19 protein-coding genes and 2 pseudogenes are annotated in these 24,624 nt (G+C 70.5%); 10 read left to right on the top strand and 11 right to left on the bottom strand.

The genetic code is table 11. The features are described from left to right. Window positions 1-494: 494 nt before the first annotated feature. Complete coding sequence (locus QRN89_RS00875; RefSeq protein ID WP_290347404.1) at window positions 495-956, bottom strand: cyclic nucleotide-binding domain-containing protein; 462 nt, start codon at window positions 954-956, stop codon at window positions 495-497. Window positions 957-1,592: 636 nt separating this feature from the next. Here QRN89_RS00875 and QRN89_RS00870 point away from each other — a divergent pair. Then, window positions 1,593-4,340: a cation-translocating P-type ATPase gene (locus tag QRN89_RS00870; protein WP_290347403.1), complete on the top strand. Its 2,748-nt coding sequence runs from the start codon at window positions 1,593-1,595 to the stop codon at window positions 4,338-4,340. 93 nt (window positions 4,341-4,433) lie between these two features. Here the strand turns inward: QRN89_RS00870 and QRN89_RS00865 are convergent. From QRN89_RS00865 to QRN89_RS00855, 3 genes and pseudogenes are all read right to left on the bottom strand, one after another. Beyond that, window positions 4,434-4,763 (bottom strand): annotated as a pseudogene (locus QRN89_RS00865) (VOC family protein); the annotation flags it as partial. A 9-nt stretch (window positions 4,764-4,772) separates the two neighbouring features. Next, window positions 4,773-5,519 (bottom strand): anti-sigma factor, encoded by a 747-nt coding sequence (locus QRN89_RS00860; RefSeq protein WP_290347402.1) that lies wholly within the window; start codon window positions 5,517-5,519, stop codon window positions 4,773-4,775. After that, on the bottom strand, window positions 5,516-6,109 hold the full coding sequence (locus tag QRN89_RS00855) for a sigma-70 family RNA polymerase sigma factor (protein WP_290347401.1): 594 nt from the start codon (window positions 6,107-6,109) through the stop codon (window positions 5,516-5,518). The genes QRN89_RS00860 and QRN89_RS00855 overlap by 4 nt, the downstream gene beginning before the upstream one ends. A 344-nt stretch (window positions 6,110-6,453) precedes the next feature. Here QRN89_RS00855 and QRN89_RS00850 point away from each other — a divergent pair, with 344 nt between their 5' ends. From QRN89_RS00850 to QRN89_RS00835, 4 genes and pseudogenes are all read left to right on the top strand, one after another. Then, a complete protein-coding gene (locus QRN89_RS00850; protein ID WP_290347400.1) occupies window positions 6,454-8,079 on the top strand; it encodes a molybdopterin-dependent oxidoreductase in 1,626 nt (541 codons plus the stop codon). A gap of 111 nt (window positions 8,080-8,190) precedes the next feature. Then, window positions 8,191-8,847, top strand: a complete 657-nt coding sequence (locus QRN89_RS00845; protein WP_290347399.1) for a fasciclin domain-containing protein — start codon at window positions 8,191-8,193, stop codon at window positions 8,845-8,847. 560 nt (window positions 8,848-9,407) lie between these two features. Continuing rightward, window positions 9,408-10,624 (top strand): annotated as a pseudogene (locus QRN89_RS00840) (IS110 family RNA-guided transposase). Window positions 10,625-10,952: 328 nt separating this feature from the next. After that, window positions 10,953-12,608: a glycosyltransferase family protein gene (locus QRN89_RS00835; RefSeq protein WP_290347398.1), complete on the top strand. Its 1,656-nt coding sequence runs from the start codon at window positions 10,953-10,955 to the stop codon at window positions 12,606-12,608. A gap of 156 nt (window positions 12,609-12,764) precedes the next feature. Here QRN89_RS00835 and QRN89_RS00830 read toward each other — a convergent pair whose 3' ends face one another. The 7 genes from QRN89_RS00830 to QRN89_RS00800 form a co-directional block, all read right to left on the bottom strand. Next, a complete protein-coding gene (locus QRN89_RS00830) occupies window positions 12,765-13,127 on the bottom strand; it encodes a hypothetical protein (protein WP_290347397.1) in 363 nt (120 codons plus the stop codon). Window positions 13,128-13,226: 99 nt separating this feature from the next. Continuing rightward, on the bottom strand, window positions 13,227-13,517 hold the full coding sequence (locus tag QRN89_RS00825) for a hypothetical protein (RefSeq protein WP_290347396.1): 291 nt from the start codon (window positions 13,515-13,517) through the stop codon (window positions 13,227-13,229). Between the two features lie 197 nt (window positions 13,518-13,714). Further along, window positions 13,715-14,131 (bottom strand): hypothetical protein, encoded by a 417-nt coding sequence (locus QRN89_RS00820; RefSeq protein ID WP_290347395.1) that lies wholly within the window; start codon window positions 14,129-14,131, stop codon window positions 13,715-13,717. A gap of 1,121 nt (window positions 14,132-15,252) precedes the next feature. Beyond that, window positions 15,253-16,098, bottom strand: a complete 846-nt coding sequence (locus QRN89_RS00815; RefSeq protein ID WP_290347394.1) for a DUF4394 domain-containing protein — start codon at window positions 16,096-16,098, stop codon at window positions 15,253-15,255. Window positions 16,099-16,522: 424 nt separating this feature from the next. Then, window positions 16,523-17,905 (bottom strand): sensor histidine kinase, encoded by a 1,383-nt coding sequence (locus QRN89_RS00810; RefSeq protein WP_290347393.1) that lies wholly within the window; start codon window positions 17,903-17,905, stop codon window positions 16,523-16,525. Beyond that, window positions 17,886-18,596, bottom strand: coding sequence for a response regulator transcription factor (locus QRN89_RS00805; RefSeq protein ID WP_290347392.1), 711 nt, complete (start codon window positions 18,594-18,596; stop codon window positions 17,886-17,888). The genes QRN89_RS00810 and QRN89_RS00805 overlap by 20 nt, the downstream gene beginning before the upstream one ends. Beyond that, a complete protein-coding gene (locus QRN89_RS00800) occupies window positions 18,593-21,148 on the bottom strand; it encodes a heavy metal translocating P-type ATPase (RefSeq protein WP_290347391.1) in 2,556 nt (851 codons plus the stop codon). The genes QRN89_RS00805 and QRN89_RS00800 overlap by 4 nt, the downstream gene beginning before the upstream one ends. 333 nt (window positions 21,149-21,481) lie before the next feature. On the opposite strand from QRN89_RS00800, the gene QRN89_RS00795 reads away from it, so the two are divergent. From QRN89_RS00795 to QRN89_RS00775, 5 genes are all read left to right on the top strand, one after another. Continuing rightward, window positions 21,482-21,778 (top strand): hypothetical protein, encoded by a 297-nt coding sequence (locus QRN89_RS00795; RefSeq protein WP_290347390.1) that lies wholly within the window; start codon window positions 21,482-21,484, stop codon window positions 21,776-21,778. Window positions 21,779-22,022: 244 nt separating this feature from the next. Next, a complete protein-coding gene (locus QRN89_RS00790) occupies window positions 22,023-22,409 on the top strand; it encodes a four-helix bundle copper-binding protein (RefSeq protein ID WP_290353527.1) in 387 nt (128 codons plus the stop codon). Between the two features lie 208 nt (window positions 22,410-22,617). Continuing rightward, window positions 22,618-23,016, top strand: a complete 399-nt coding sequence (locus QRN89_RS00785) for a cupin domain-containing protein (protein WP_435833294.1) — start codon at window positions 22,618-22,620, stop codon at window positions 23,014-23,016. A 374-nt stretch (window positions 23,017-23,390) separates the two neighbouring features. Next, a complete protein-coding gene (locus tag QRN89_RS00780) occupies window positions 23,391-23,870 on the top strand; it encodes a DUF6153 family protein (protein ID WP_290347388.1) in 480 nt (159 codons plus the stop codon). Between the two features lie 93 nt (window positions 23,871-23,963). Then, a complete protein-coding gene (locus QRN89_RS00775; RefSeq protein WP_290347387.1) occupies window positions 23,964-24,593 on the top strand; it encodes a DUF305 domain-containing protein in 630 nt (209 codons plus the stop codon). The last annotated feature ends 31 nt before the right edge of the window (window positions 24,594-24,624 follow it).

The following is a 24,624-nucleotide window of genomic DNA, read 5'->3' as shown; positions in this document are numbered from 1 at the left end:
CACGGCGGCCGCGCTGAGGCAGCGGTGGGGACCGGCGAGAGGTTTTCGGCGTCCGGCCCTTGCCGTGTGCCCGTGTGCCCGTCCGCCCCGTCGATGACCGAGGACCGGCTCACGGCAACCGCATCTCACCCGCGGTCCGCACGGCCTTCCCCGCCGGGTCCCACGGGTTCCTCGGTCGCCTCCCTCACCAGCCGACTCCGTTTCCGGTCGGTGGCCGGCAGCTCCGCCGGCGTCTCCGGAGCTCGAGCGAAGCGCTGCAGGACGCGGCTGCTGGCACGCCGCCGCATGGGCACAGCCGATGCTGCGCGCTCACGGGGGCAACGGTCGGGCACCACGCCCGCGCCGGGCCGGGCGAGTCGGGCACCAGGCCCATGCCGGGCCGGGCGAGCCGTGCACCACGCCCGCGCAGGGCCGGGCGAGCCGGGCGCCGCCGTCACCGGGCAGGGGTTCGCAGTCGGCCCCCTGGCCAGGGGCCAGGTGCCGACACCAGCGAATCAGCGTGGGGACTGCATCACTCCGCTCCCGTGGGGCGCGTAGGTGTCGAGGAGGCGGATCCGGGTCGCCTGCAGCCGGTGGGCGACGACCTCCAGGGCGTGGCGGGTCAGGGCGAGTCCGAACACGGGATCCACGTCGCACAGCCCGCGTACCGCTCTGGCGTCGAACTCGTGTGCTCGTACGAGACTGAAGGCCTCGGCTCCCAGCCGCCACTTGTACGGCGGCACCAGCCAGGACCATCCGAGCAGATCACCGTGGCCCAGTGTCTCCACCGTGGCGGCCCGCCGGCCGTGGGCCTGGAGGTCGAGGGTGACCGAGCCGGTGCGGATGATCCAGAACCGGTCGGCCGGGTCGCCCTCGTCGAATATCCGCGTACCTGCCGGAAACGAGACCTCGTGCGAGCACGCCATCAGACGGTCCTGGCCGTCCGAAGGCAGTCCGTGGAGAAAGGAGCTGTTCATGGGGCCTCCCGAGTTTCCGTTCCGCTGGTGGCGTCGTGCTGGGCAATCTCCGTCCACCCCCAGACTGCGTCACCGGCGGGCCGTGCACCCTGGGCCGAGAGGCCCCCACCGTGAGCCCGATGCGCCCCTCTTCCCACGCGCAGGGCTGCTGCCCCGGGCATGCGCGACGCCGACGCCGGGGGAGCGGGATCCGCTGGACCACCGCTCGGATCGGCTGAGGAGGCTCTGAACGCGGTCCGGGGGCCGGTCCGGCTGTTGTCAGGCGAGGAGAGACGGATCCTGGTCGGGACGGTGGCGTTGTGTGTCGTCGTTGGCGCGCTTCACGGGCGCAGCCGGCCGAGCAGTCGCTCGGCCGGAGGAGTGCCCGCACGCACTCGGGCGGCTCGGCCATGGTCCGTGTCCCGGTGACGGGCGCACGGACGGCCCGGTGGCGCCTCCCAGCGTGACGTCCGGGCAGGTCCTGTCACAGGGCTGCCCGGGCAGGAGACCTGGGCCGGACGGCCCCGTACCCATCCTCGACCCCTCCGACGGGGGCAGCCCTCTTGCTCCGCCGAGCCCCGGCAAGGGACGTTCGGACCAGACCGGGCCCCTTGTCGGCCCTGTGGAGTCCGTCCCGGCGCGCGGAGTGTCGATGGTGTGAGGCACCCTGCGCCACAGCCGCACTCGACGCCGGCTCCGGAACCCGACCCCCTGGAGCCCCTGGCACTGCTGCGGCGCGAACTGGGCACCGGGGCTCGTGGACTGTCCGGCCGGGAGGCGGAGCGGCGTCTCGCCGTGTACGGACCGAACGAGGTGCGGTCCACCGCCGGCGAGTCCGTGTGGCGGGAGCTGACACGGCAGCTCGCGCATCCGCTCGCACTGCTCCTGTGGGCCGCCGGCGCCCTGGCCTTCATCGCCGACATCGCCGTGCTGGGATGGGCGATCGTCGCCGTGATCCTCGTCAACGCGGGATTCGCCCTCCTCCAGGAGCGTCAGGCCGAACACGCGGTGGAGACCCTTGCGCGCTACCTCCCCGAGCACGCCCGGGTGGTGCGGGACGGCAGAACCCTCGACGTCCTCGCCAAGGAACTGGTGCCGGGCGACATCGTCCTGATCGAGGAGGGCGACAAGATCCCCGCGGACGCTCGACTCACCGAAGGCGGTATCGAAGCCGACCTGTCGATGCTCACCGGCGAGTCGGCACCGGTCGACCGGTTCGCCGGTCCGGCACTGCAGGGCAAGCCGCTGCTCGAGGAACCCAACCTCGTCTTCAGCGGCACCACCTGCACGGGCGGACAGGCGCAGGCCATCGTCTTCGCCACAGGAAACCACACCGAGCTGGGCCGTATCGCGGCTCTCAGCCAACGTACGCGGCGTGAGTCCTCGCCGTTGGAGCAGCAGGTCAAGAGGGTCGCCTGGCTGATCGCCGCGGCCGCGGTCGCGATCGGCGTGGCCTTCCTCCTCATCGGATGGATGATCGGCCTCCCGCTGACCGACGCCCTCATGTTCGCCATCGGGCTCCTCGTCGCCAACGTGCCGGAAGGCCTCCTTCCGACGATCACCCTGGCACTCGCGGTCGGTGTGCGGCTCCTGGCCCGGCAGGGAGCGGTCGTCAAGCGGCTCAGTGCGGTGGAGACCCTCGGCTCGACCAGTGTGATCTGTACCGACAAGACGGGGACGCTCACTCAGAACCGCATGCGCCTGCAAGCGGCGTGGACGCCGGGGCACGGCACCGAAACCGGACCGTGGACGACCGGGCTGGCCGAGGCCATGGCAGAGTGCACGACCGTCACCCGGGACGAGCGGGGAGACCTGCACGGCGACCCCACGGAAGCGGCCCTCGTCGCAGGTGCCGCGGCGCTCGGTGGTGCACCCGACCTCACCCGCAGGGACGAACGCCGCGCGGCACTGTTCCGGTTCGACCCGCGACTGCGGCTGATGTCCACGCTGGTACGGCCCGAGCCCGGAAGCGATCACTTCCGGCTCGTGGTGAAGGGAGCGCCGGAGAGCGTGCTGGCGCGCACGGCGGACGCCGGCGCCGGGAACGGGCACGACGTGAGCCAGGCGCGGGCCGCGGCGGACGACCTCGCGCGTCAGGGGATGCGCGTTCTCGCCGTCGCGGACCGGGAACTTCCCGAACCGCCCGAACACCGTGAGCAGGCGGAAAGGGAACTCCGGCTGGTGGGCCTGGTCGGACTGTACGACCCCCCGCGGCCGGAGGTGGCGGCCGCCGTCCGGCGCTGCCACGACGCGGGGCTGAGGGTGCACATCGTGACCGGCGACAACGGGGCCACCGCGGCCGCCGTGGCCAAGGAGGTCGGAATCGGCCGTCCGGAACTGCTCGTCATACAGGAGTCGGAAAGGGTCACGGACCGCGAACTGGACGACCTGCTCATCACCGGACCGGAGTCGGAGATCGTCTTCGCCCGGTCCTCACCCGAGACGAAGCTGAAGGTCGCCGACACCCTTCGCGCGCACGGCCGGATCGTCGCGATGACGGGCGACGGCGTGAACGACGCCCCGGCACTCCACCGGGCTCACATCGGTGTGGCCATGGGGCGTTCGGGCACCGACGTCGCCCGCGAGGCGGCCACGATGGTGCTCACCGACGACAACTTCGCCACCATCGTCACCGCCGTCGAGTCCGGCCGGCGCGTGTACGACAACGTCCGCAAGTTCATCGTCTACATCTTCGCCCACCTCACGCCGGAGGCCGTTCCGTTCCTCGTCTTCGCGCTGTCGGCCGGCACCGTCCCGCTGCCGCTCACGGTGCTGCAGATCCTGGCGATCGACCTCGGAACCGAAACGCTCCCTGCCCTCGCTCTGGGACGGGAGCGCGCGGAGCCGGGAGTCATGAAGCGGCCGCCACGATCGAGCCGGCAGAGCATCATCTCGCCCGCCATGCTGGTCCGCGGCTGGGGCTATCTCGGAGCGGTCTCGGCGGTGCTCGTCATGACGGGCTACTTCTACGTCCTCTGGCGGGCGGGCTGGCAGCCCGGAGACCCCACCGGCCCCGGCAGCGACCTGCACCACGCGTATCTCACGGCGACGACGGCGACGTTCGCGGGAATCGTCACCTGCCAGGTCGGCACCGCCATGGCGGCCAGAACGGAGCACGCCTCACTGCGTCAGATAGGTGTGTTCAGCAATACCCTGCTGCTGTACGGGATCGCTTTCGAGATCGCGTTCACGGCCGTGCTCGTGTATGTACCGCTCTTCCAGCACATGTTCGGCACCGCCGCTCTGCCCGCGGACGTCATCGCACTCATCACCTGTTTCCCCGTCATCGTCTGGGGCACCGACGAGATGCGGCGATGGACGGTACGTCGTCGTGCGCTGCGGAGGGAGGATCCGACGCCGATGCGACCGGAAGTCGCAGCTCCCGGGGTGGAGAAGAGGCGGTGAACGCCGACGTGGACTTCCCGCGTCTCGGCCCTTCGGCCGGGGACACGGCCGGGTCGGACGTCGTGCACGAGCGCCCGACAGCAGCAGGCAGAACTCGTTGTCTTCCGGGTCGGCGTGAACGACCAGTCCCCAGCCGTCCGGCTTGCGGCGATCGGCGACCAGGGGGACGCCCGGCTTCGGCAGCCGGTCAACCTCTGTGTCCCGTGAGGTGTCCGGGCGCAGGCACAGATGCAGCCTGTTCTCGGCCGACTCGGGTTCCGGGACCTCGTTGAAGTGCAAGGAAGGGTCGCCGGGCAGCATGGGTGGGTCGGTCGGTGCGGTCGGGTGGTGATGCCGAAACGGCCGGTCGCCGCCGTGCTCGCGGGCGGCAGGGCCCAGCGCCGCTGTGCTCGGCGAGACGCGACCCTGCCGAGGTGGTTCCACCGTGCCCCGTCAGACGGGGAGTTCCATGACCATCACAGGCCGGGCCGTCGGCGCGGGCGAGCCGCCGGACGGCTCGACGGTGATGCCGATGCCGGACGCGGCACGTGCAGGACCGTGCATGAGGACGGTGTGGGCGCCGGTGTCGCCGTCCAGCAGACCCGCATCGCGCATGGCGCCGTCGTCATCGAACCAGAGCTGGTAGACCTTGCCCTTCGGCAGAGCCGGTAGGCCGGAGGCGAGCATCACTGCCTGGTCGCGTTCCCGCGAGACGACCACGGTCGCGCGTGCACCGTCCTTCGTCCGACCGCTGGTGTAGGTCGCGTCCGAAGCCGTCAGCACTCGGGACACCTCGGCGGCCCCGGCCTGTGCGTGTTCCGCCCGGGTCCGGGCGTCGCCGGCCTCCTGGTGCTGCCGGAACGCAACACCGCCCGCGATGCCGATGGCGATGGCGGCCGCAAGGGTGAAGCGGGGGAGGCGGCGGAGCCGGTGTGTCCGGTACTGCGCAACCGGGGGTGGTTCCTGCCGGATGTGCCGGATCTTCTCCACGACACGGCTCCGCACTTCGGGAGCCGGCCGTACCGTCGCGGCCAGACCGAGGCGGACGGCCGTCGCCTGCAGCTCAAGGACTTCCTGGGCGCACGCGCCACAGTCCACGAGGTGCCGTTCGAAGCTGTCGCGTTCGTTCTCGGGCAGCGCGTGCAGGGCATAGGCGCCGGTCGCCGTGTGCAGGCCGGCGCCGTCAGCGCGGCGGATCATGCCTCTACCCCCATGCAGTCGCGGAGCCGGATGAGCCCGTCACGAAGCCGTGTCTTGACGGTGCCGAGCGGCAGGCCGAGGAGTTCCGCCACCTCTCGGTAGGTCAGGCCCCGGTAGTAGGCGAGGGTGACGGACTCCCGCTGGAGCTGGGTGAGGAACCGCAGACAGCGCCGCACCTGCTGGTGCTCGAGCCGTGCCTCGACCTGCTCGGCGACGTGGTCGTAGGCGGGTGTGCTGTCGAGGAGGGCCGCCTTGTGGTCGCGGTCGACGGTTGCCTGCTCCGAGCGGACGCGGTCCACGGCGCGACGGTGCGCGAGCGTCAGTACCCAGTTCATTCCGCTGCCCTTGTCGACCTGGAACCTGGGAGCCGTGCGCCAGACCTGGATCATCACTTCCTGCATCACCTCCTCCGACTGGGCGGGGTCGCGAAGAACTCCGCGGATGGTGCCGAAGACCGCACCGCTGACCATGTCGTAGAGCTCACCGAAAGCGTCCTGGTCGCCGCGCGCGACCTGGACGAGGAGAGCGTCCGCTGACGGACCGTGTACGGCGGCGGCCGTGCTGGGCCGTGCGGGTCGTGGGACAGGCATGAATCTCCTCAACGCATCAGGGCGAAGCAGCCCTCTTCAGCCATTCGCTGCTGAGCGCCATGCGGATTGCCGCGTGAGGGATCCGGTCCAGGAGCCCTCCGTACGCCGCTGTCCCGATCCGCGGCGTTCAGTCCAGGTGCCCGTCCGGGCCGTGGGCGTGGGGCCCGCGGGTTCGGTCACCGCCCGGTTCCGCACCACCCAATGACCCACGAGAGCGTGGATCGGCTGCCCGCACCGACGCACGGGCGCTCCTCCGATCCTCGGTCCCGTCAAAGGGTGGACGCAGTCGCCCCGCGTCAACCGAGCCCGCCCTGGTCATCCGTTCGCAGGACGGACCAATCCGCATGCGGCGGGAGTGCCGAATCCCCGGTGTGACGATCGAGAACACTTCAGTGAGCCGCCGGCTACTGGCCTGTGCCAGTGGTCTGCTGGCCGGCTTCGCGGCGCTGGCAGCCGCGGAACTCGCAGCCGCCGCTGTCAGGCCGGAGGCCGGACCGGTGAAAGCGGTCGGCGGTTGGGTCGTCGACGTCACCCCGGCGCCCGTGAAGGACTGGGCGATCCGTCAGTTCGGGACCAGCGACAAGTCGGTTCTGCAACTCGGCATCGTGGTGGTGGTGTCGGCGATCGCCGTCGCACTCGGCCTGCTCGCACTGCGGCACCGGCGGGCGGCCGCGGTCGGGGCGCTGCTGTTCGGCGTCACCGGTGCCGCGGCCGCGCTCGGGCGACCGGATTCGGCGTCCTGGGCGGACGCGGTGCCGTCGACAGTGGGGGCGCTCGCTGCGTCCGCGTTGCTGTACCTCCTGGCGGGCCGTCTGGCAGTGAACCGCGACATCGCGCCCGACAGCCCTGTCGCGGCCGGGGGCTGGGACCGTCGGGGGTTCCTCATCTCCGTCTCCGCCGCTGCGGCCGCATCTGCCGGGGCAACCGCGTGGGGACGCGAACTCGCCTCCGCTCGCAGCAGCGGTGCCCTGGCATCCCGGGCGGCGGTCCGTCTGCCAGCTTCCGGTGCCCCGGCCCGGTCCGTACCTTCCGGCGCGGTGCTGAGGGTCCCGGGCCTGAAGCCGTTCATCACTCCGAACAGGGACTTCTACCGGGTCGACACCGCGTTGGTGGTGCCGAAAGTCGACGCGACGACCTGGCGACTGCGGCTCCACGGCAAGGGCGTACGCCGTCCGCTCACCCTCTCTTTCGAGGACCTGCTCGAACGTGAACTGATCGAGCGGGACATCACCCTGACCTGCGTCTCCAACGAGGTCGGCGGTCCTTACGTGGGAAATGCGCGCTGGACAGGCGTACCGCTTGCCTCACTCCTGCAGGAGGCAGGAGTGAAGCCCCCGTCACGCGGCGGCCCCGCCGACCAGTTGGTGTCGCGGTCCGTCGACGGCATGACCCTGGGAACCCCGGTGGAAGACGTCATGGACGGCCGGGACGCGATCCTCGCGGTCGGCATGAACGGCCGGCCCCTCCCGTTCGACCACGGCTTCCCGGTCCGCATGGTCGTACCCGGCCTGTACGGTTACGTGTCCGCGTGCAAGTGGATCGAGGACATCGAGCTCACCACCTTCGCCGACTACGACCCCTATTGGGTGAAGCGCAACTGGGCCCCGAGGGCTCCGGTCAAAACCCAGTCCCGGATCGACACCCCCAAAGCCTTCGCCCGGCCGGGACCCGGAACCGTCATGGTCGCGGGAGTCGCCTGGGCCCAGCACCGGGGCATCGACAGTGTGGAGATCCGGGTCGACGACGGCCCCTGGGAACCCGCCGACCTTGCGGCCGAACACACCACCGACACCTGGCGCCAGTGGTCCTTCCCCTGGAACGCCACCCCGGGGAGCCACACCCTGACCGTTCGCGCGACCGACCGCACCGGAGAGACGCAGACGGAGAAGCGAACCGGGACGGTGCCCGACGGTGCGAGCGGCTGGCACTCCGTACTCGTCAACGTCGACCAGGGCGCGTGGCGAAAGTAGCTCCGTCCGCCCGCAGGGCGGGGCCGCCTGCGCCTCCGGCGCGGTGCGGCAGGCCCCCCTGCCACTTGGCCATCACGTCAAGCAACCATGAGAACACCCAAGGAGAAAACGATGCATCACCTGCGCTTCCGTCGTACCGCCGTCGCCGTCACCGCGGCCGTCGTCCTGCCCTTCGCACTGAGCGCCTGCGGCGGTGGCGACGGCGGCTCCGACTCGGCCGCGGACAAGGCCGCCACCTCGGCCCCGGCCGAGGAGCAGTCGACGCCCGCCATGGACGACGCCGTACCCGCCGACAGCCCCTTCGGACCGGCCTGTGCCTCCGTGCCGAAGGAAGGAGCCGGCTCCTTCGACGGGATGGCCGAGGACCCCGTCGCCACCGCCGCCTCCAACAACCCCGCACTGTCGACCCTGGTCGCCGCGGTGAAGAAGGCGGGCCTGGTCGACACCCTGAACAACGCCGAGAACATCACCGTCTTCGCTCCCACCAACGACGCCTTCGCCAAGATTCCCAAGGCCGACCTCGACAAGGTCCTCGCCGACAAGCAGATGCTCACCGACATCCTCACCTACCACGTCGTCGGTCAGAAGCTCACCCCGCGGCAGCTCGGCAACGGCAGCTACGACACACTCCAGAAGTCCACCCTCACCACCAACGGCTCCGGCGAGAACTACACCGTCAACGACAACTCCAAGGTGGTCTGCGGCAACGTCCCCACCGCCAACGCCACCGTATACATCATCGACACCGTCCTCATGCCCAAGTCCTGACGTGGGCAGCGGCCCCTCCGCGACGGATCGCCCCTGTCGCGCACCTGCCGATCGCCGGACCATGTGCGTACAGGAGTCCGTTGTGGTGGTCGTGGCTCAGCGTCCGGGCATGAACTGGTGATCATTCTGGCGAGGCGGCAGTGCAGACTGCCGCCTCGCCTGAGACCGACCCGCCACGGCGCGAGGGCGCGGCCCGACGGCGGCGGGTCGGGCCTGGACTGGCGCACGACGGGATCCACGTAGTCCGCGTGGGGGCCTGCCGGGCCAGACGGGCGCAGCGCGTGGTGCCGGCAGCCCCGTTATGTTTTCTGCGGTCCTGCAACGGGGCCGCTGGCCTCCGGGCCTGGCATGACTGTTGCCCCCTGTCGAACGGATGACCTGGGGGGTGGTGTCACCGGGCCCGGGAGGTGCCGTCGGAGACGCTGATCAGAGGTCCGGCCACCGCCCGGTCCGGCGCAACGCCGGGCAGTTCGCGGGCGGCAGGTCTGCATAACGTGGATGCGCGAGCACGACACCCGAGCCGAGGCCGGCACCGCCAACACCCCTTGGGAAGGGGCGCGATGTTCGAGATCGAAGACGTAGGCGTGTTCCTGGGCCTGGACGTCGGCAAGAGTGCCCACCACGGCCACGGACTCACCCCGGCCGGGAAGAAGGTCTTCGACAAGCCGCTGCCCAACAGCGAGCCCAGGCTGCGGGCCGTCTTCGACAAGCTGCGCGAAAAGTTCGGCACCGTCCTGGTGATCGTCGATCAGCCCGCCTCCATCGGCGCCCTGCCGCTGACCGTCGCCCGCGACGCGGGCTGCCAGGTCGCCTACCTGCCGGGACTCGCGATGCGCCGGATCGCCGACCTCTACCCGGGCGAGGCCAAGACCGACGCGAAGGACGCCGCAGTGATCGCGGACGCGGCCCGCACCATGCCGCACACCCTGCGGTCCCTGGAACTGACCGACGAGATCACCGCCGAACTCACGGTCCTCGTGGGCTTCGACCAGGATCTCGCGGCCGAGGCCACCCGCACGTCCAACCGGATACGCGGCCTGCTCACCCAGTTCCACCCGAGCCTGGAGCGCGTCCTGGGTCCCCGCCTCGACCACCAGGCCGTGACCTGGCTGCTTGAGCGCTACGGCTCCCCGACCGCCCTGCGCAAGGCCGGCCGCCGCAGACTCGTGGAGCTGATCCGGCCCAAGGCCCCGCGCATGACCCAGCGGCTGATCGACGACGTCTTCGACGCACTCGACGAACAGACCGTCATCGTCCCCGGCACCGGCACCCTCGACATCGTCATCCCCTCCCTGGCCGCCTCCCTGGCCGCCGTCCACACACAGCGCCGGGCAATGGAAGCCCAGATCAACGCCCTGCTGGAGGCTCACCCTCTTTCCCCGGTCCTGACGTCGATGCCCGGCGTCGGCGTCAGGACCGCCGCCGTCCTGCTGGTCACCGTCGGCGACGGCACCAGCTTCCCCACCGCCGCCCACCTCGCCTCCTAGCAGGACTCGCCCCGACAACGAAGTCGTCCGGCACCTCGACCCACGGTGAGCACGCGCCCCGAGGCGGCAACCGGCAGCTCAAACGGGCGATGTTCCTGTCCGCCTTCGCCTGCATGAACGCCGACCCCGCCTCCCGCACCTACTACGATCGCCAGCGAGCACGCGGCAAGACCCACACCCAGGCCCTCCTCCGACTCGCCCGTCAACGCATCAGCGTCCTGTTCGCCATGCTCCGCGACGGCACCTTCTACGAATCCCGGACACCGAAAGACGTCGAGCTCGCCGCATAATCTCAACAACCCCGAACCAGCCCAAACCCGACAGGGGTGCTTTGACGGAAGACATAGAGGCACCCCCGCCCAGGAGAGCGCATGAGCGCCCGACCGGAGGTGAGCGCGGATCAGCAGCGACCATCGAACGGGTGGCGTCACGGCTGCGCACACACTCGTACTGGCGCCGTACCGGGCGTAACCGGTGGGCATGGCACGCCGTTGCTCTCTTGTGTGCCCAGGTCGGCCGAGCGATGGGTTTGCCTTGCCTTCTTCGAGTGTTCGCGTGGTCCACCCCGCCGTCGCGCGGAAGGACGCGCGGCCCTGGCCCGCGAGAAGCTCCGGCCTCATGCGTCGCTCGCCTCGCGACACGGCTGCCGTCCTGCTGGGCACGGTCCTGATCACCGTGCGGGGCTCGCAGCTCGGTCGCTGGGTGGTCGACGACGCCGCGATCACCTTTGCTTACGCCCGTAGCATCGACGAGGGTCTCGGCCCGGTGCAACAGGCCGGGTCGCCTCCGGTCGAGGGCTACTCCAACCCGGCCTGGCTCGCCCTGCTGGTTCTGGGCAGGCGTCTGGGGCTGTTCGATCACCGCACCTACTTCGGCGTGCCGGATCAGGTCCTGTACCCGAAGGTCCTCGGTGTCCTGTGCACGCTGGGGATCCTGATCGCCATTTCCCGCGTCGCGCGGCGGTTGGTGTCGAATTCCTGGGTCGTGGTGCTGTTCTGCGGTGTGTTCCTGGCGGGCAACATGTCGTTCGTGGCCTGGATGTTCTCCGGTCTGGAGAATCCTCTGTACGCCCTGCTGGCCACGCTGACGGGTGCCGTGCTCGCGCGTGCCCTGCTGGAGAACCGGCTCACCGCGACAGGGCCTGCTGTGGTGACGGGCCTTCTGGCACTGATGGCGGCCCTGACCCGCCCGGACGGGGCAGTCCTGGCAGCCGCCTACCCGGTCGTGCTGCTGCTGCGGGTGCGTCGAGCGACGCTGGGCGCGTCCGCACGAGCGGCGGCTTGTGCCGTCGCTGCCTTCGTCGTGCCGTATGCCGCCTTCCTCGGGTGGCGCTATGCCGTCTTCGGGCGGCTCGTGCCCAACACCGCGCTGGCGAAGGCACAGGACACCCCGACGTGGGAGTCATTCGCCGGGACCGGGTCCCTCCTGTCGTTCGCGGGGTGGACGGCCGTGCTGGCCGGCGCTGTGGTGACGGGGGCGGCCCTGGGGCGCCCTGGACCGGTGCGGACGGCTCTGCCGGGCGTGCTCGTGCCTCTTGCCCTCACCCTCGCTGCCTTCGGTGTGCTCAATCCGGACTGGATGCGCATGTTCCGTTTCGCGACGCCGGTATGGGCGCCGGCATCGCTCGCAGTCGGCATCGCACTGACGGACCAGGTAGAACGAGGATCGCAGCGCGCCAAGATCGTGGCCGGCGTCACCGTCTGCACGGCGTTGCTCGTGTCCTGGATCGGGCAGCGGGATCGCGCCGCCTCATTCCAGGCCCATCCCACCCTGCCCGTGTGCCATGTCGCCCACCGTTACGGTGCCGTGTTCAACGAGTACGCGAAGCGACTGGAGCTGACCAACGGCACACTTCTCGCCCCGGACCTCGGCGGTACCCTCCTCACGAGCAACCTCGCCGTACGGGACCTCGCGGGCCTGACCGAGCCCACCATCGCAGACGCCTACGCCGACCGGGACATGACCGCCCTGCGGCACCATGTCTTCACAACCCTCCGGCCCACCTTCATCCACACCCACGGCATCTGGGTCACCACACCCGACCTGACCGTTTCCCGGCTGACAGCCGCGGGCTACATTCGCCTGTACTCCGAGGGCACCGGCGGCGACTGGGTTCGAGCAGACGCTGTTCCCGACCCACAGCGGCTTGCCGCCACCAGGTCTTGGGCGGCCCGGGAGGTGCCACGGGTGCTGGACCAGTACAAGAGGAACCCCAACGAAGCGTGCGGCCAACTCCGCCCGGGCCTCACCCTCACGGCCGCCGGCCTCTCCTGAACCAGAGCTCCTGGTCGACGACGCCTCCAAGCATCAGCTCGTCATGCACGGTGCCGGCCCGGGGATTGGCCTCGAAAGCGTCGAACGCGACCCGCAGGAACTGCCGGAGCCGTGATCGTTCCGAGGTCGCGCGACTCCTTGCCTGGCGGCCGCCTGCTACTCGCTGTCCCTCTCTTCGCCCCACTCCAGCGCCAGCTCGCGCAGGACGTCGGCCGAACTCACGTCTGTTCGACCGGAATCGTGGTACTCCGCGAGCCTCAGGAACGCCGTGACGAAGCAGCTGGCGAGCACGCCGGTTCGGTCCTCCATGGCGTCGTGCACTGCCCTGGCCACCGCGGCCGGCTCTGCATCCGCGGAGAGCCTGACCCGCAGACCGAGGGTCTCGGAGACCATCTCACCCATGAGGCGCTTCTCGTCCTCAAGGTCCTGGCGCTCCGGGTCCTCAACCAGCCGTCGGTGGACCTCAGCGGCTTCGGTCAGTACGGCCACGACTCGCTTCATCACCTCGCGCTGCTCCATGGGCCAGAGCCTAGGACGCCGAGGGCGGCGCCTCTCGTCGTGCCGTGGAGTTGTCCACGATTGGACCCAACTTTCCGACACCGTCAACAGCACCCTGGTTCACGCTTCCGGGCGCAGCGGTGTCCAGGCCCGTGCGCAGCGGTGTCCGCCGATGAGGAACGGGGCGAGCCGCTCCGCTTCCCACACGTCGTCGAGGACGAGCGGCGTCGGCGAACGCTGCTCGAGCAGGGCGCCAGGCCGAGACCCGGCCTGAGCGGTCTGACTGGCCTCGGAGGCCTCCTGGGTGGTGCGGCGGGTCTCTTCGATGACCTGGGCGGCGATCACCGCCTGACCGCGGGTGTCCCTGCCGATCGCGATGAAGCGCACACCGCCGGGGACACAGCGCGGCACGCTGTGCTGCCCGGCGGTGTACGTGGCGAGGTTCTCTTGCCGAAGTCGCCCGCTCCGTGGAGTCCCGCCTGTTCACCACGGATGCTTCGGAGCGGAATCCTGGTCTTGTCTCTGTCGCCGCCGGCGATGCGGCGGGCGAAAGCCCGCCCGCGGTCGCACACCGCAAGGGCGGGCGGGGGAGCGAAGGGCGGCAGGAATCAGGCCTGCGTCTCGGCGCTGCAGACCCAGTCGCCGTAGCGGACGCCGTCCTTCGAGCGGACGATGCAGACCCGGACCGGGTCGTTCTCGATCAGGTCGTAGTTGCAGAACGAGTAGCCGTCGGTCGTGTCGTTCTTGGTGGTCGTGTCGTAGCAGCCGGTCCGATGATCCACCCAGCTCCACGCGTCGATGTTGACCTTCTGCCAGCGCTGGATCTTGGCCTGCACGGAGTAGCCGTCCGCGGAGAGGTCCTTCACCCACAGCTCGTCGCCGTAGGTCTTGAAGGTCGCCGTGCCCCAGGTCCGGGAGATGGTCACATTGCTTCCGCTTGCGGAGGCCGAGCCCGCCATGCCCCCGACGATGATGACGCTCGCCGCGAGAGCCATACCAGCCTTAGCTACCGTGCTGCGCTTCATCAAGCGCCCCCCTGTACGTGTGTTGGGTCGTTACGAGTGCTAGATCAAAGCGTCGTCCTGGATTGCCTGTCAACTACTTTGCGGATGCGGTGAGTTGAGGCGTGCACATGGCGGAACGCGGATACGACGCCTGCCCGGCGGGGGGCGCAGGCGAGATCCTCGCGCGTGGGGCGCGGTATCCACGCAGCCGAGAGCGATTCTCCCCATGTGGCGATGCGGCGCACGGCAGATGAAGGGGGGTGTGCGTGCGGGCCGCGCCCGGGCTGGCATGGGTGGGCTTCAGCAAATTCTGCGGTTTGCTCGCGGCCGGCGGCGATCACTGGGTGCCTCTGGGCTGGCGACTGGCAGGTGCCACCGTCCGACGGCTGAAACGTGATCGTCCGGCTCGCACACTCGCGCAGAGGGCGGCTGCTGCGCGCCGACGTCGGACGCGAAAACACTGCCCGTGGTCGGGAGCGTTCCGCAGCCGATACGCAGGATGGCATCGCACTGAAGCCGATGGTGGACGTCTCCATTCGAGACACGACCCTCACCGCGGTTGGTACTGCAGGCCCCGCACACTCCGCAGGGTGACGAACCGTGAACTGGGCCGAGCCGGTCTGGGCAGAGGTCGGGCGGCAGATCGTGCGGGCGGGAAGGGACTGACGGCCATGGGACCGGTGTCGCCCGTCCGGCGTCGGGACGCCTGCCGGACGGCCCCACGGCGAACGGCACTTCCGTGTTCCTCGGCTGCATGAGCTGCGCCGTTCGGGGCGGGAACACATCGGGCGAGTCGGCGAACCGGATGCCGATCATCGCCCAGCAGATCACGGTCTCGGACCGGGCCGGAATGGTCTCGTAGTCCCGGGCGAGGCGGCGGTGGCGGTGGGCCAAGTGCGCCGCATGCGGCGGGCACCAGGCGCCCGTATGGGGACAGGACCTGGAAGATGCAGCACTGCACGCACTCCACCGGGATCCCCGACCCGAGACCGGACCGGCGGAAGGGGTGACCCGTCGGGCTCCGCATCCGAGCGAAGCCCGACTGTCGCCAACGGCCACCGCCTGGGTGATCGGGTGGGCGGCCATTCCCAACCGTCTGCCGGCCGGGTCGGGTGCCCCGCGCACGAGGGCGCGGGACACGGCTACTTCTGGTTCAGGGGCAGGGCGATGTCGGTGACCTGCCGGCCGGCCGGGAAGCTGCCGATGCGCTTGGCCGCGCCGTTCTGCAGGTTGATGCGGTAGAAGCGGTGGCTGTTGGCGACCCGGAGCGCGGCGTAGCCCGTGTTGACGCCCTCCTTGGGCGCGTAGTAGATGTCGAAGCCCGCGTTGGGGCCCGCGTCCACGCCGATGTTCCCGGTGGGAGCGAGGGTGCCGGTATTGGCGGGCGACTGCAGCGACACGAGGTCGTTCACGGTGTCGATGTCGTAGAGGGTGGTGGCGGTGGCGACGCTGAGGTCGTTGTTGGTGTAGGCCGCGCCCGTCACACCGAGGGCGGGGTTGGGCGACGGGACGTTGGTGAGCACGGTGTCGGTGACCGTCCCGCCGACGGCTGCCGTCACGTCATGGCGCAGGTTCTGACCGGTGTCGCTGATGATCCGCAGTCGGTCGGCGGCGGGATTGAAGTCCACACCGAAGTTGGCCCCGGAGAGTGGCACGCTGAGCTGGGAGACCTTGGTGGCCACGGCCGTGCGGGTCCTGAGGGTGTAGACACCGCCGGCGTTGCCGACCGCGTACAGGAGGTTGTCCTGGACGCGGAAGTCGAAGCCGACCAAGGTGGTGTCTCCCTGCAGGCCGGTGACGGCACGCGACGAGGAGATGGAGTCGGGCCGGTCGGCCCGGAACTCCACCAGCCGCTGATCGGCGGTCAGCCCGATCACCCGCAGTCCCTTGCCTTCGGACCCACCCGAAGGGCTGGTCGCGGCGAGGGCCGAGGACGTGATGGACAGGACCGCAGCGGCCAGCGCTGTACCGAGGACTGCTCTACGCATGGTGTTCTCCACAGACGTCTGCGCCCGCACTGTCGGGCGACACACCTGCGAGCCAAGCACCAACGGCGGCACGGGGCTCGGCGGAGCGGCCCGTGAGCGGGCGCGGAGTGAGGCCCGCTCGAGGGCACGGCAGTGGACCGTGCGCTGGTGTCCGGCCCCAGTCATGGCCCGAGGCCGGACCACCGTGTACGGCGCTCGGGTGATGCGCGGGTCGGCAGGGCCGTGTAGGCCGTGCAGGTGGCCAGGTGGCCAGGTGACGACGCCGTACCAGTCGGTGCGGTGTGGTGGTCGTCGCCCGGCGCGCCGCCGGTGACTGGGCGCGACCCTTGCTCCGCTCAGGGCGCTCCATGGAACTCCACCCGATCCCTGCCCTGGGCTGCGCCTGGGCAGCACGGCGTTGCTCAATGGATCGCGACTGCCCGGCTCAGCCGGCTCGGACGGGCAGGCGGGTCGTGAAGGTGGTGCCCCGGCCGACTTCGCTGTCGGCGGTGAGGGTCCCGCCGTGGGCGGCGGTGAGTTCGGCGGCGACGGCGAGGCCGATGCCGGAGCCGTCGGCGCGGGCGGAGCGGCTGCGGAAGAAGCGGTCGAAGATGCGGGGGAGTTCGTCGTCGGGGATGCCGGGGCCGGTGTCTGCCACGCTCAGGACGGCCCAGCCGTCCTCCTGGTGCAGGGTGAGGGTGACCGTGCCGCCTGCGGGGACGAACTTCAGGGCGTTGGTGAGCTGGTTGGTGACGATCTGCCGCAGCCGTACCGGGTCTCCGTCGACGTGCACTGCGGCGAGGTCGGTGTGCAGGGTGATGTCGGCCTCGGTGAAGGCGTCGGCGAGGCCGGTGGCCGTGTCGGCCACCAGCGTGGTCAGGGACAGCGGTTCGCGTTCCATGGTGAAGGCGGCGGCGTCCGCGGAGGCGAGGGCTTCGAGGTCGGCGACCAGGCGGGCCATGCGCAGGGATTCCTCGTGGAGGGAGGCCAGGACGTCCTCGGTGGGCTTGCTGATGCCGTCCTGGATGGCTTCGAGCTGGCTGCGCTGGATCGCGAGGGGGGTGCGCAGTTCGTGGGCGACGTCGGCGGCGAAGGCGCGGCGCAGTTCGTCCTCCTTCTCCACGCGGGCGGCCATGGTGTTGAAGGCGGTGGCCAGCTGTCCGATCTCGTTGTCGGGGACGGTGGTGGCGCGCCGGTCGCGTCGGCCGGCGGCCAGATCGTCGGCGGCGTGGGTGAGTTCGGTGATGGGGGCGGTGGCCCGGCGCGCGGTGTAGACGCCGACCACGAGGGCCACCAGGGCGGCTCCGAGGGCTCCGCCGACGAGCAGCCGGTTCACCGACGCCTGGAAGTCCCTGTCCACGGCCGGGACCACGCCCTCGGGCACGCGGACGTCGAGGGTGCCGACCTGCCGGCCGTCCACGGTGACCGGCAGGCTGCGGGGCGGGCCGAGGTCGCCGGTGCCCGACATCTGCCGGTGCATGGTCGACATGGCGGGATCCACGTCGGCGTCGGCCAGCGACCACACCTGCCGTCCGGAGGCGTCGCGCAGTTCGGCCTCGGAGCCGGTCATGGCCAGTGTCGGCGCGAGCTGGTCCAGGGACTGCGTGCTCCAGCCGCCGTCGCGGCGGTAGCCGGCGGCGAACAGGGACACGAGCTGCTGCTGGCGCGCGTGCTGCTGCTCGCCCAGGTAGTCCTCGAACCGGTTGGTGAAGGCCGTGTTGACCAGCACGGCCGTGAGCGCGGCCGTGCCGACGCCCAGAGCGGCGAACGCCAGGGCCAGGCGGCGGGCGAAACGGCCGCGCAGCAGTTCACGTATCGCGGTCCACATCACGATCGACTCCGAGTTTGTAGCCGACGCCGGGCAGGGTGACGACCACCGTGGAGGGCGGGGTGTCGCCGAGCTTGCGGCGCAGGTTCTTCACGTGCACGTCGATGGTCCGCTCGTACGCCTCGAAAGTGTGACCCTGGACGCGTCCCACCAGCTCCATGCGGGTCCAGGCCCGCCCTGGGCGGGAGGCGAGCGCGGCGAGCAGGTCGAACTCCGTTCGGGTGAGTTCGACCTGCCGGCCGCTCGCGTGCACTTCGCGGCGCTCGGTGTCGATCCGCAGCCGCCCGTTCCCGTACGAGGCAGCCCCCTCGCGCTCGGTACGGGGGCCGCGGGCGCGGCGCAGCACCGCCTCGACGCGGGCGACGAGCTCGCGCGGGCTGAACGGCTTGACCACGTAGTCGTCGGCGCCCAGGCGCAGCCCCATCACCCGGTCGTTCTCGCTCGCCCTGGCGGTGAGCATCACGATGGGCACCTCTCCGGCCTTGCGCAGCAGCCGGGCCACCTCCTCGCCGGGCAGGCCGGGCAGGCCCAGGTCGAGGACGACCAGGTCGGGGTGGGAGGCGCTGGCCAGGTCGAGGGCGCCGGGGCCGTCACTCGCCTCCAGGACCGTGTAGCCGTCGCGCTCCAGGTAGTCGCGCAGCAGGCCGCGCAGCTTCGCCTCGTCGTCGACGACCAGCACCGTCGCCGTCATGGGTTCACCTCTCCTTGCGCACGGATTCGCTCGTGCGGCCCCGTGGGCCCGGACGTCGGCCTCGGCCCTGCGGGCGGGGCGCCGGGGAGTGGCCTGGGGGTGAAGCGGCGCAGCCGGTTGGCGTTGCCCACCACCGACAGGGAGGACAGGGCCATCGCTGCGGCCGCGACGATCGGGCTGAGCAGCCGGCCGGTGAACGGGTACAGCACACCTGCCGCGACGGGGATGCCGGCGGTGTTGTAGACGAATGCGAGGAACAGGTTCTGGCGGATGTTGCGCATCGTGGCCCGGCTCAGCCTCACCGCGGTGACCACGCCGCCCAAGGACCCGGAGATCAGGGTGATGTCGGCCGCCTCGATGGCCACATCGGTGCCGGTGCCGATCGCGAAGCCGACATCTGCCTGGGCCAGGGCCGGGGCGTCGTTGATGCCGTCTCCCACCATGCCGACGCGCCGGCCCTCCTCCTGGAGGCGGCGGATCTCGTCGGCCTTGCGTTCGGGCAGCACCTCGGCCAGCACCCGGTCGACACCGACCTCGGCCGCGATGGCCTCGGCGGTCCGCGCGTTGTCACCCGTGATCATCACGATCTCCAGACCGAGCCGCTTCAGCGCGGTGATCGCGGCCGCCGAGTCCTCCTTGACCGTGTCCGCGACCGCGACCAGACCCAGCAGCCGGCCGTCAGCGGCCGCGTACATCGCTGTCCTGCCCGCCGCGGCCAGCCGGTCCGCCTCCGCCGACAGAGCGGCTGTGTCGATGCCCTGGCGGGTCAGAAGCGCCGCCTTGCCCACCTGCACCCGACGGCCGTCGACGGTGGCGGTGATGCCGTGGCCGGTGACCGAGTCGAACTCGCCGGCCCGGGCCAGGACGATGCCACGGCCGGTCGCGCCGGCGACGATCGCCTGGCCGAGAGGGTGCTCGGAGGATTGCTCGGCCGAGGCCACCAGCCGCAGCACCTCGTTCTCGGTGCCTCCGTCGGCGGCGATGACATCGGTCAGCTCGGGCCGACCCTGGGTGACGGTGCCGGTCTTGTCCAGCACGACCACGTCCAGCCGCTGCGCGATCTCCAGTGCCTCGGCAGAGCGGATCAGGATCCCCGCCTGGGCTCCCTTCCCGGTGCCCACCATCACCGACAGCGGCGTCGCCAGACCCAGCGCGCACGGACAGGCAATGATCAGCACCGCCACGGCCGCCACCAGCCCCAGGGTCACTGCCGGGGCCGGGCCGACGAGGAACCACACGGTGAACGAGACGATGGCGATGAACACCACGACGGGGACGAAGTAGCTCGCGACCAGGTCGGCGATCCGCTGGATGGGGGCCCGGGATGCCTGCGCCTGCTGCACCAGCCTGATGATCTGCGCGAGCATCGTGTCCGCACCGACCTTGGTCGCCCGGAACCGGAAGGCCCCGGTCTGGTTGATGGTCGCGCCCACGACCTCATCGCCCGAGCCCTTGGTCACCGGGATCGACTCGCCCGTCACCATGGACTCGTCCAACGTGGATCGGCCATCCACGATCACACCGTCCACCGGGACCTTCTCTCCCGGACGAACAGCGACGACGTCCCCGGCGGTGACCTGCTCGACGGGCACCTCCACCTCGGTGCCGTCCCGCACGAGGCGGGCGGTCTTCGCCTGCAGGTCCAGCAGTTCGCGAATCGCCTGTCCGGTGCCCGCCTTGGCCTTCGCCTCGAAGAGTCGGCCGAGCAGGATGAGGGTGAGGATGACGCCGACCGCTTCGTAGTACACCTCGCGGACCCCCGCGGGCAGCAGACCCGGCGCCACGGTGGCCAGCAGGCTGTAGCCGTATGCCGCCGAAGTGCCCAGTGTGATCAGCGCGTTCATCTCGGCAGTGCGGCCCAGGAGGGCGTGCCAGCCGGTGCGGTGGATCGGCCACCCGGTGTAGAACATCACCGGCGTGATCAGCGCGAACTGCCACCACCGGTCGAGCAGCAGAGCGGGCACGTCCACACCGAACACCTCGTGCAGCATGACGGCCGCCACGACCGGCAGCGACAGCAGCGCACCGACGGCGACCCGCCGCGTCAGATCGGCGATCTCCTCCCGCCGAGCGGCCGCCTCGGCATCCTCCCGCTCGGCAGCGCCGGTTTCGGGCCGGGCGGGCGGAGCCGGCTTCGCCGCGGTGGCCCCGGGGGCAGGCGCGGGCGTCTCACCGTCGCCCGGCTCGACGAGCAGCGTGCCGTGCACCATGCTCATCCCGCACACGAATCCGAACCGGCCCGCGCTGGCCGGGGTGAACTCCACCACGGTCGTGGCGAACGCCGGCAGCGAGGCGGCGAGACGGAAGTCGGGGAAGAGCACGCGAGAGGTACAGTCCCCGCCCTCCTGCCGGTCGAAGACCAGCCGGACCGGCAGCCCTTGGCGGACCCGGATCAGGTCCGGCGTGTAGCCGCCCTTGACCACGATGCCGATCTCCTGGACGCCGCCCTTGAGCTCGGCCCGGCTCGACTCCTTCGGGCCGAAGAAGTACCAGACCAGAAACGCGATGAGGACGAACGCGCCAGCCACGACCCCGATATCCGCGGCGCTCATGACGTCTTCCCTTCCGTGCGCCGAGCGATGGGCGGTGCCACCTGGGTTCCTGAGCCCGAAGCTACGCCTACCCCCCAGGGGTAGCAAAGCAGGGAAGCCTGGGACGAAAGAGTGCCCGCCGAACGGTGATCACATCCCCGGGGCAGAAATGCGCTGATCATCGGCCGAATCGGGGAGCGCAGGGTCCCCTGCGGACGGCTCCACCTGCGATTCAGGGCGTCATCAGTGCACAGGGCCCGCACACGGCCACTTCATCAGTTCTTCACACCCCGCTCCTAGCGTCGGACCCACTAGTTACGGAGAGAGACAAAGGATTCTGGAAGGGACACCGACATGATCAGGCGAAGGACCATCGGCGTGGCCGTGGCCACCACCCTCCTCGGCGGCCTCGGCGCCTACGGCGCCACCGCTGCATCGGCCTCCGGGGAGCCGCGCCCGACACCACCCGTCACCCACACCCAGCCATCCGGCAACGCCCACGGCATGGACATGGACGAGATGATCCGCCACTGCACGGACCATCTACCCGCTGACCAGCGCGACAAGGCACGGCAGCACATGGAAGAGAGGATGTCCGGCACGACGATGGGCGGCCGCGACTCCCAGGACGGCCACCACCGCACGGGCTGATCCCCACCGACGCTCCTCCGTCCGTCGGGCCGGGCGCGGCGGTCGCGTCGACAGCCGGGCCCGACCGCGGGCCGGCGAGCGGCCGCTCGGCGCATGCACGCGTCAGCGAAGCCCGCGGTGCGTGTGCGATGCCCTGTGAGCCAGTTGAGAATGAGGTAGGGGCCGGAGACCAAGGAGGTGTGGCCATCTGGCCCGCCGGCCTCCGGCACGGAAGGAGGCGGTCTCCGTGACGTCGGTGAAGGAGATGCTCGCCACGTATCCGGCAGACCTCGGGCGAGTCGACCGCGAGAAGCTCACCAAGTGCATCGAGGAATGCATCGCCTGTGCCCAGGCGTGTACCGCGTGCGCCGATGCCTGCCTGTCGGAGGGCATGCCGGCAGAGCTGGCCAAGTGCATTCGCACCAACATGGACTGCGCCGACATCTGCAATGCCACCGCGTCGGTCCTTTCCCGCCACACCGGCTACGACGCCAACATCACCCGCGCCATCGTGCAGGCGTGTGCCACCGCGTGCAAGGCGTGCGGCGACGAATGCGGCCGCCACACGCACATGGAGCACTGCCGCCTGTGCTCCGAGTCCTGCCGCTCCTGCGAGACGGCGTGCAACGAACTGCTCCAAGCCCTCGGCTGACGAACGCACGGCCGTGCCGACGCGGCCGGGCGCGGTGCTCCGCCCCAGCGGGGAGTATGCCCCGCAGGCACAAGCGCACCGTTGGACGTTCGGACACCGGCCTCAAGAGACGGCAGAGGCAAATTCGCCCTTCGGGGCCGACCGATGGAGGCGCATCACAGTGTCAGAGCAGAACCCGGTGCCAGCGACGCCTGCCGAGGGGCACGAGGTGGCGCTGCCGCCCGAAGTCAAGTTGCTGCAGGAAGTCACCCCGCCCTTCTTCCCCGAAGGTGGGTCGGGAATGACCATCCTCGTCGACTGGCCTCCCGGTCACCCCGGGCTCCCTCCGCACCGCCACTCGGGTCCGGCGTTCGGATACGTGATGGAGGGCGCGCTCCGGTTCGAGCTCGAGGGTGAGCCGGAGCGGGTGGTCGAGGCTGGTGGGTCGTTCTGGGAGCCGGGCGGTGACGTGATCCACTACCAGGACGGAAACGCCCTGTCGGACGCACCGACCACGTTCCTGGTGACGATGGTGTGCGCGCCGGGCCAACCGATGCTCACGTTGGTCGACGAGGAGGAGCTCAAGGAGCGCGCGCCCCGGCGCGCCCCGCGTCCCTCCGCGGGCTGATCGCGGCTCCCATGCGGGATGGCGTTCCTTGACCAGGAGGGCCGCCTGTTCAGCCGGGTGGGGCCGGCCGTGCTCATCGCCGCGACCATCGCCATCGTCGGGATTGCGGCAGGTGGACGCGTCCGGGGGGAGCCTGCGGAGGCCGGTGGGGCACAGCCATGGCGGTGTGGGGAGGAGTCGGGTCAGGAGGAGTACGCGCCGGACACCATGCCCGGAGCGCCGGATGCCACCCACTGCCGGCGTCTCCCCGCAAGCGGAAGCCCGCACCGAGGAGACGACGGGGCATGGTGACGGCCCCATCCCCTGAGAACCCGATCGCCACAGGGCAGGTCGCAGAGTCTCGGCTATCGTCGACGGCGGAGGTGAACGCAGCGGTGCAGCAGAACACACGAGCGGTGGGCGTGGCAGCGCGTCTCCTGCTTGTCCTGGTGCTGGCACTCGGTGTGTTCATCATGCACACCATCGGTCACCCCGGCGACGGATCCGGCACGGGTACGGTCTCCTCCTCGCACACGGCAAGCATGGGCGGGATGCCCGCGCACGGCCACGGACACCGCGCAGATGCCGGCACCGGTATGGCCCTGTCCCCAGCCCCACCTGCTGCGGAACCGGCCGCCGACCCCGCGCTGATCATCGTCTCCGCACCGGCGGATGAGCCCGGCATGGCGATGGACATGGCCTCGCTGTGCCTGGCCGTACTCGGCTCCTGGGCTCTGGCCGCACTGCTGCACGCGCTGTTCCTGGGCCGACGCGACTGGTTCGCGAAGCTCGCCACCAGGGTTCTCGCAGCCGCGCGTCCCGATCCTCCGCCCAGACCTCCTGACCTCGCACGACTGTCGATTCTGCGGATCTAGGCCGAACCCTGAGCGGACAGGCTCATCAGGGCCGCCCGCCATCACGCCTACGCATCCACTCGCTCAGAATCGACCACACGAGGTACCCAGAACATGATCGCCTTCACGCGTTCCTTCCGCATGCCCCCGCACCGCCGAGTCGCGGTGGTGGGAGCCGTCGCCGCCGGGGCCCTGCTGCTCACCGCCTGCGGCGGTGCCGACAGCAGCGGCTCCCCCGCCGCTCCGGCGAACACCGCGACGTCCGCCGCTGGCGCGTTCAACGACGCGGACGTCGCCTTCGCCCAGGGGATGATCCCGCACCACCAGCAGGCCCTGGAGATGGCCGAGCTGGTCGGCGGCCGCGCGTCCGACCAGGAGATCAGGACCCTGGCCGGGCAGATCGAGAAGGCCCAGGACCCCGAGATCCAGACCATGCGGTCCTGGCTCAGCGCCTGGGGCAAGCCCGAATCGCCGGGCGTGGATCATGGCGCGGGCCACGGTTCGGGGGAGATGCCCGGGATGATGTCCGACGAGGACATGGACGCGCTCATGGCCGCGAAGGGCACGGACTTCGACCGCAAGTTCGCCCAGATGATGATCGACCACCACAACGGAGCCATCGACATGGCGAAGGACGAGCAGACCAGCGGCCGCAACGCCGCCGCCAAGAAGCTCGCCGACGAGGTCATCAAGAACCAGTCCGCCGAGATCGCACAGATGCGCAGCATCCTCGACCGGCTCTGAACCGCACACGATGCCTTGCTGTTCCGGCCCT

Source organism: Streptomyces sp. HUAS CB01, assembly GCF_030406905.1.
GTDB classification, from domain to species: domain Bacteria; phylum Actinomycetota; class Actinomycetes; order Streptomycetales; family Streptomycetaceae; genus Streptomyces; species Streptomyces chengbuensis.
This window is presented reverse-complemented; position numbering and strand designations above follow the sequence as displayed.